At 47.2% G+C, this 578-nt stretch carries 1 pseudogene; it reads right to left on the bottom strand.

Annotated elements, in window-relative coordinates:
- Positions 1 to 225, bottom strand: a pseudogene (locus J5224_RS34235) (phosphate-starvation-inducible protein PsiE); the annotation flags it as partial.
- Between the last annotated feature and the right edge of the window lie 353 nt (positions 226 to 578).

Here is a 578-nt window from a genome sequence, read left to right as displayed (position 1 = left end):
CTTCACGATGAGCGCGATAAACTCAAAATAGAGAAAGTAGATAACAATCCCTTCGATGAGCTGAAAAGAAGAGTCTTGTTCACTGCTGATCAGCAACACTTTCGCCAGATGAAATGTCTCTTTCATCAGGAAAATCACCAGAATGGTCGCCAGCAATAATAACCCAACATTGAGTATCGTCTGAAGCATTTGGGCCACTTTAAGCCCGCGCGCAGAACCCGGCATATGCAGTCCTTTATCCATAGAGAATTACCTTACATCATCATCAACGCACCATGCAGCACAGTGGCATGGTCCTGCAAGGGTACGGCAGGCAAATGTCGTTATTATGTCGCTGAGGCTTATGCCGTCAGTCGTTATCATGTCATCGTTCTGTTTTTACCACACTCTCCGCCACTTTCACTCATAACGTTTTGGCATTATTTCATTACGTCACTGACACCATGGGGAGAAATGACATAGCCAGGCAGCACGCTACCTGGCTATGAAGACAAGCGGAGTCGCCAGAATCCTCAGGAGGCCACTGGCACGGTTTTCTCGTCGCGGTTCATACAACTGTAGATCACCGGCAATACCAA

Source organism: Candidatus Symbiopectobacterium sp. NZEC135 (assembly GCF_025962695.1).
The sequence above is the reverse complement of the archived record's forward strand: the minus strand, read 5'-3'. Positions and strand labels throughout refer to the sequence as shown.